Genomic DNA, 7,364 nt, shown 5'->3' on the forward strand with positions numbered 1-7,364 from the left:
TTACACCCGTTCAAACGATTCGACACGTGCGCCGGCAGGCAGAGCACCTGCTTGGGCCAGCGCCTTCAGACGCTCGCCTTCGATGCGCGCCACTTCTTCGGCCGGAACCATGTAGCCCTGGTCGTCACGTGCAGCGTGGCGAACGAAGACTGCGATGGTTGCCAACAGGCTCGCGCCCACCAGCCACCAGATGTGCCAGATGAAGGCGAAGCCGAACACGGTCAGGAACATACCCATGAACAGACCGGTAGCGGTGTTGTTCGGCATGTGGATCGCTTCGTACTTGCCCGGCACCTTGTAGGCAACACCGGCTTCCTTGGCTTCGTTCCAGCAGTCCAGGCCAACTTTTTCTGGCATGTGGGCGAAGTTGTAGAACGGAGGTGGCGAGGAAGTCGACCATTCCAGGGTACGGCCGCCCCATGGGTCGCCAGTCACGTCCAGGTTCTGCTCGCGGTCGCGGATCGAAACGAAGATCTGGATCAGCTGGCAGGCGATACCGAACAGGATCAGCACGGCGCCGACAACGGCTACGTACAGGTAGGGTTCCCACAGTGGGTTGTCGGAGTGGTTCAGACGACGGGTCATGCCCATGAAGCCCAGGGCGTACAGCGGCATGAACGCAACGTAGAAGCCGGAGATCCAGAACCAGAAGGCAGCTTTGCCCCACTTCTCGTTCAGCTTGAAGCCGAACGCTTTTGGCCACCAGTAGGCGAAGCCGGCGATGTAGCCGAATACCGCACCACCAATGATCACGTTGTGGAAGTGAGCGATCACGAACAGGCTGTTGTGCAGCACGAAGTCAGCACCTGGAACAGCCAGCAGAACGCCGGTCATGCCACCGATCGAGAAGGTGATCATGAAGCCCAGGGTCCACAGCATCGGTGCGGTGAAGCGCACACGGCCCTGGTACATGGTGAACAGCCAGTTGAACAGCTTCACACCGGTCGGAATGGAGATCAGCATCGTCGCCAGGCCGAAGAAGGTGTTGACGCTGGCGCCGGCACCCATGGTGAAGAAGTGGTGCAGCCATACAGCGAAGCCCAGCACGGCGATGGCGCCCGATGCGTAGATCATCGAGTGGTGGCCGAACAGACGCTTGCCGGAGAAGGTCGAAGTCACTTCCGAGAACACGCCGAAGGCCGGCAGGATCAGGATGTAAACCTCAGGGTGACCCCACGCCCAGAACAGGTTGACGTACATCATCGGGTTCCCACCAAGCTCGTTGGTGAAAATGTGGAAGTCCAGATAACGGTCAACAGTCAGCAGCGCGAGTGCAGCGGTCAGGATCGGGAACGAAGCCACGATCAGCACGTTGGCCCAGGTGCAGGTCCAGGTGAAGATCGGCATGTCCATCAGCTTCATGCCAGGTGCGCGCATCTTCATCACGGTGACGAGGAAGTTCACGCCGGTCAGTGTCGTACCCAAGCCTGAGAGCTGTAGCGCCCAGATGTAGTAGTCGACACCCACCCCAGGGCTGTACTGAATGCCCGCGAGCGGCGGGTAGGCCACCCAGCCGGTCTTGGCGAATTCACCAACACCCAGCGAGATGTTCACCAGCAGCACGCCTGCCAGCAGCAGGTAGAAGCTCAGGGAGTTCAGGAACGGGAAGGCAACGTCACGTGCACCGATCTGCAGAGGAACCGCCAGGTTCATCAGGCCGGTGAAGAACGGCATCGCCATGAAGATGATCATGATCACACCGTGGGCGGTGAAGATCTGGTCATAGTGTTCAGGCGGCAGGTAGCCTTCCGAGCCACCGGTAGCGGCGGCCAACTGGGTACGCATCATGATGGCGTCGGCAAAGCCGCGCAGCAGCATGACCATCGCGACGACGATGTACATCACCCCGATTTTCTTGTGGTCGACGGTGGTCAACCACTCGGTCCACAAGTAGGTCCACTTGCGGAAATAGGTGATAAGACCGACGACAGCGAGACCCCCGAGCGCGATCATGGCAATGGTCACCATGACTATCGGCTCGTGGAAGGGTATCGCCTCCAGGGTTAATTTACCGAACATCTCTTACTCCTCTGCACCGGCAGCTGGTTGCGCACTCGACTCGGTGGTGGCCAGATCTTTGCTGCCTGCTTCTTCGTGGCTCGGACGACCGCGGTTCATGCCTTCGTACTTGTCGACGATCAGCTGGAACTGGTCAGGCGAGGCCTCGCCATACAGCGCGACTGGGTTGTTTTCGCTTGGTTTGGCCAAGGCGTCGTAGGTGGCCTTGTCCAGTTTCAACGGCGACTGCTTGACCTCGGCGACCCACTTGTCGAAGTCTTCCTGAGAGGTCGCATTGGCCTTGAATTTCATGCCGGTGAAGCCAGCGCCGCTGTAGTTGGCGCTGATACCGTCGAACACGCCATTTTCGTTGGCGATCAGATGCAGCTTGGTGGTCATGCCCGCCATCGCGTAGATCTGGCCACCCAGGCCCGGGATGAAGAACGAGTTCATCACGGCGTCGGAGGTGACGCGGAAGTTCACCGGGACGTTAGCCGGGAAGTTGATCTGGTTGACGGTGGCAATGCCCTGCTCTGGGTAGATGAACAGCCATTTCCAGTCCAGCGCGACCACGTCGATCTGGATCGGCTTCACGTCGGAATCCAGTGGACGGTACGGGTCCAGCTTGTGGGTCGACTTGTAGGTGACGTAACCCAGGGCGATGATGATGATGATCGGGATGATCCACACCGCGGCTTCGATCTTGGTCGAGTGCGACCAGTCTGGGGTGTAGGTGGCAGCCTTGTTGGAAGCACGGTACTTCCAGGCGAATGCCACAGTCATGATGATGACCGGAATAACCACCAGCAGCATCAGGCCGGTAGCGATCAGGATCAGGTTCTTTTGCTCAATGCCCACCTGGCCCTTCGGGTCGAGCAGGGTCCAGTTGCACCCACTGAGTAAAAGCATGCCTAAAAAGGGCAATATGCCAAACAGTCTGGGGTAACGCTTTTTACTCATCTCACGACCTCTAGATCAGCTTGCTTCAATGCAATTTGTGTTTTGGTAGCCAACACTTCGTCCTGCCAAGTGAGGCATTTCGCGCCCGTACTCGCTCCTGCCGGGGGTCCGACTGCAGGACCTTGGCGCAAAGCGTGTTAGCGGTGCTTATGGTTTCGTAGGCAACAGGCCTGTACTTCAGACCAAGTCCATTTGGTGCGGGAAAACGCGGAGGGGGGTCCGCCCGGTATCGCCGTTGGGCGAAACTTGACGAAGTCAGCAAAAAGGAGCGCTGGGGCTTCCTTCAATCCTGCGACTCGCAAGCAGTGCCGAACGGAAATTGGGGGCGATTGTAGATAGGTCGCCAACCCTTGACTATGACTTATTGAGCAACAGTCTTTTACAGATTGCGCAACAATAGCACCCGGCGAATCAACTTCGCGACAGTTTGTCGCACCCCGCTTGCTAGTCCCGAAACCCGCATCCTGCAAGGCTTAGAGCTTGATCCAGGTCAAGCGGGGGAGGCTTTTTCGCTGTTCACATCCGCTGTAAAAGACCCCACCGAATTTGGGACTTATGTCTAAGGGCGGCGCCGATTGCGGTAAATGCCCAGCGGAACCAGGATCGCCGTCATCACGAACGCGACCAATGCCCACTGCGCCAGCGACAGGCCGAGAACCGGCGGGTACGGCGTGCTGCAGAAGCCGTCGACCTGGAACACCAGCGGCCAGAGCTTGGCCAGGGGCAGGTCATCGACGATCGGTTGCAGGGTATCGATGCCGCAACTGACCATGGGGTTGGCGAGTATATACACATGGTTGCCCGCCGCAATGATTCCGCCAATCGCACTGAGCACCACCAGGCCTTCGAAGAACGTCAGGCTGCGGCGCCCGGGCATGGCGGCGGCAATGAACGCGAAGAGGGCGATAAAGAGCAAGGCATAGCGTTGCAGGATGCACAGCGGGCATGGCGCCTCGCCCAGTACCACCTGCATGTACAACGCACCGCCGATCAGCGCCAGGCAGATCAGCCCCAGCAGCACCAGAAAGCGCCGTTCCCGATTCAGGCGCGAGGATTGTTCGTTCATTGCCGATTCCTTCGATGGATAGGGGGCAGCGTGTTCCGCCTGCCTGGGCGCAAGTCTACACGCAGGTATGACCAATTAGCGTGTCGGGGAAGCGGCGAGACAGCACTGCGCAGGGCTATCCGGAGAAGCTGAGACAGGCATTGCCGGGATCGGTTCAACACCGGCCGGTGAAAAAACGGCTGCCCGGATGCCGCGCAGGGCCAGGCCCCTCGACACCCGGGAGTGAAGGATACAGTGATTAAAGGAGGATTAAAGGTGAAAGGTCGCCAGGCGCCTTTCATCTTTCCTTATATATAGGCAGGAAGTGGTAGCGCTCCCTTGAGGGCCCTATCGCGAGCTGCGCTCGCTCCTACCAGGGGTGGGTGCTCCCCTCCCCCGTAGGAGCGAGCAAAGCTCGCGAAGCGTTCTCACGATAAACCCATCACTCCAAGGCCGCCGCCGGCCCGAAGAACTCGTACCGGCTCTGCTGCTCCGGCACCCCCAGCGCTTTGAGCTGGCGCTTGACCGCCGCCATGAACCCCTTAGGCCCAAGGAAATAGGCATCCACATCCCGCGCCTGCGGCAGCCACTCTGCGAGCAAGTCCTGGCTCAGCAGGCCCACAGCGGCATCTCCCTGCGCGCCCTGCCCTTCGGCATAGCAATAAAAGCGCTTGAGCTGCGGGTACCGCGCGGCCAGGCCATCAACCCAGTCGCGGAACGCATGCACCGCGCCGTTGCGCGCGCAATGAATGAAATGCACCGGCCGCTCGCCCTGCAGCGCCGCTTCCAGCATCGCCAGGGTCGGGGTAATGCCCACGCCCCCGCTGATCAGCACCAGTGGCTTGTCACTGGCGGCCAAGGTGAAATCACCCGCCGGCGGGAACAGCTGCACGGTATCGCCCACCATCAGCGCATCGTGCAGGTAGCCCGACACCTTGCCGCCCACCTCGCGCTTGACACTGATGCGGTACTGCACGCCGTCGCACAGTGCCGACAGCGAATAGTTGCGACGGTGCTCGGCACCGTCGATGAACAGCTGCAGGCCGATGTACTGCCCGGGTTCGGCCTTGAGCACTGGCTGCCCATCGACCGGGGCCAGGTAGAACGAAACGATCTCGCCACTTTCCTGCTCGCGGCGCACCAGGCGGAACTCGCGGGTGCCGCGCCAGCCTCCGGTGGCGGCTTCCTTCTGCTGGTACAGGCTTTCCTCGGCGCCAATCAGAATGTCGGCCAGCTGACCATAGGCCGCCGCCCAGGCTGCGATCACTTCAGGGGTGGCGATGTCCGTGCCCAACACTTCCTCGATGGCCCGCAGCAGGCAGCTGCCAACGATCGGGTAGTGCTCGGGCAGAATCTGCAAGGCCACATGCTTGTTGATGATCTGCCCCACCAGCCCGCCCAACTGCTCCAGTTGGTCGATATGGCGGGCGTACATCAGCACCCCGTTGGCCAGGGCTCGCGGCTGGTCGCCGCTGGCCTGGTGGGCCTGGTTGAACAGCGGGCGTACCTCGGGGTACTCGCTGAGCATCATCTTGTAGAAGTGGGTGGTCAGGGCTTCGCCGCCGGTTTCCAGCAGCGGGACGGTGGCCTTGATGATTGCACGTTGTTCGGCATTGAGCATTGCAACGACTCCTGAGCCTGAGGCTTCACATGGTTGCCGTTGATATTTCAGCAATCGTGCCAACTTTAATAACCCGTGAAATCAGGGCTTTGCCGCGATTCATGTCAAAAAGACCCACACCGGGGTATAGTCATTAAGACCAATAGGAGTCCTTATGACCGCAAAACCGCTGCTCACCGCCCTCCTCCCCCTGGTCAGCGATCTGTCCCGCGACCTGCCCGACCAGGAGCGCTACCGCCGCCTGCTGCAAGCCATGCGTGGGCTGCTGCCGTGCGACGCCGCCGCGCTGCTGCGCCTGGATGGCGAATGGCTGGTGCCGCTGGCGGTCGACGGGCTGTCGGCCGATACCCTGGGCCGGCGCTTCAAGGTGAGCGAGCACCCACGCTTCCAGGCCCTGCTCAGCCGCCCGGAACCCACTCGTTTCGCCAGCGATTCCGAGTTGCCGGACCCCTACGACGGCCTGGTCAACGCCCCCGGCGCCAACCTTGAAGTGCACGATTGCATGGGCTGCCCGCTGATGGTCGATGAGCGCCCCTGGGGCCTGGTGACCCTCGACGCGCTTACCCCCGGGCAATTCCAAAGCCTGGAGCTCGACGCCCTGCAGGCCTTCGCCAGCCTGGCCGCCGCCACCGTTACCGTGGCCGAGCGCATCGAACACCTGGCCCTGCGCGCCGAGGACGAGCACCAGCGCGCCGAGGTGTACCGCCAGGCCAGCGGCCAGGACAAGGAACTGATCGGCCAGAGCCCGGCGCACAAGCACCTGCTGGAGGAAGTGCGGCTGGTGGGCGGCAGCGACCTGACCGTGCTGATTACCGGTGAAACCGGGGTGGGCAAGGAACTGGTGGCCATGGCCCTGCACCAGGCCAGCCACCGCGCCGACAAGCCGCTGGTGAGCCTGAACTGCGCCGCCCTGCCCGACACCCTGGTGGAAAGCGAACTCTTTGGCCACGTGCGCGGCGCGTTCACCGGCGCCCACGGCGAACGCCGCGGCAAGTTCGAACTGGCCAACGGTGGCACGCTGTTCCTCGATGAAGTCGGCGAGCTGCCGCTGAGCGTGCAGGCCAAGCTGCTGCGGGTGTTGCAGAGCGGCCAACTGCAGCGCCTGGGCTCGGACCGCGAGCACCGCGTGGACGTGCGCCTGATCGCCGCCACCAACCGCGACCTGGCCGCCGAGGTGCGCAGCGGCAACTACCGCGCCGACTTCTACCACCGCCTCAGCGTGTACCCGTTGCACGTGCCGCCCTTGCGCGAACGTGGGCGTGACGTGCTGCTATTGGCAGGCTACTTCCTCGAGCAGAACCGATCGCGCCTGGGCCTGAACAGCCTGCGCCTGAGCCCTGAAGCCCAGGCCGCACTGCTGGCCTACGACTGGCCAGGCAACGTGCGCGAACTGGAACACCTGATCGGCCGCTCGGCCCTCAAGGCGCTGGGCCAGCACCCCGAGCGCCCGCGCATTCTTACCCTCACCGCCACCGACCTGGACCTGCGCCCAGCCAACCCGACCAACGGCGCCCCCTCTTCCCCGGTCAATGTGCCACTGCCATCACTGCCCGAGGGCGACCTGCGCCAGGCGACGGACGGCTACCAGCGCCAACTCATCGAGGCCTGCCTGCTCCGCCATGGCGGAAACTGGGCCGCGGCGGCACGGGAACTGGGCCTGGACCGCGCCAACCTGAGCCGTCTGGCACGCCGATTAGGGCTACGCTGAGCCCCTGAGGACTAAAGCATTACTCTTAAAGC

At 62.0% G+C, this 7,364-nt stretch carries 5 protein-coding genes; 1 reads left to right on the plus strand and 4 read right to left on the minus strand.

Annotated features, from left to right (window positions below; all coding sequences use genetic code 11):
• The 4 genes from cyoB to hmpA all read right to left on the minus strand — a co-directional run bounded on the left by cyoB (window position 1) and on the right by hmpA (window position 5,624).
• Complete coding sequence (cyoB, locus tag F3J45_RS05880) at window positions 1-2,019, minus strand: cytochrome o ubiquinol oxidase subunit I (RefSeq protein ID WP_167058787.1); 2,019 nt, start codon at window positions 2,017-2,019, stop codon at window positions 1-3.
• A gap of 3 nt (window positions 2,020-2,022) precedes the next feature.
• Window positions 2,023-2,958 (minus strand): ubiquinol oxidase subunit II, encoded by a 936-nt coding sequence (gene cyoA / locus F3J45_RS05885; RefSeq protein WP_167058790.1) that lies wholly within the window; start codon window positions 2,956-2,958, stop codon window positions 2,023-2,025.
• Between the two features lie 559 nt (window positions 2,959-3,517).
• A complete protein-coding gene (locus tag F3J45_RS05890; protein WP_167058793.1) occupies window positions 3,518-4,024 on the minus strand; it encodes a disulfide bond formation protein B in 507 nt (168 codons plus the stop codon).
• A 421-nt stretch (window positions 4,025-4,445) separates the two neighbouring features.
• Window positions 4,446-5,624, minus strand: coding sequence for an NO-inducible flavohemoprotein (hmpA, locus tag F3J45_RS05895; protein ID WP_167058796.1), 1,179 nt, complete (start codon window positions 5,622-5,624; stop codon window positions 4,446-4,448).
• Window positions 5,625-5,778: 154 nt separating this feature from the next.
• Between hmpA and norR the strand changes: the two genes are divergently transcribed.
• Window positions 5,779-7,332: a nitric oxide reductase transcriptional regulator NorR gene (gene norR, locus F3J45_RS05900; RefSeq protein ID WP_167058799.1), complete on the plus strand. Its 1,554-nt coding sequence runs from the start codon at window positions 5,779-5,781 to the stop codon at window positions 7,330-7,332.
• The last annotated feature ends 32 nt before the right edge of the window (window positions 7,333-7,364 follow it).

The organism is Pantoea sp. Ap-967, assembly GCF_011752565.1.
GTDB lineage: Bacteria > Pseudomonadota > Gammaproteobacteria > Pseudomonadales > Pseudomonadaceae > Aquipseudomonas.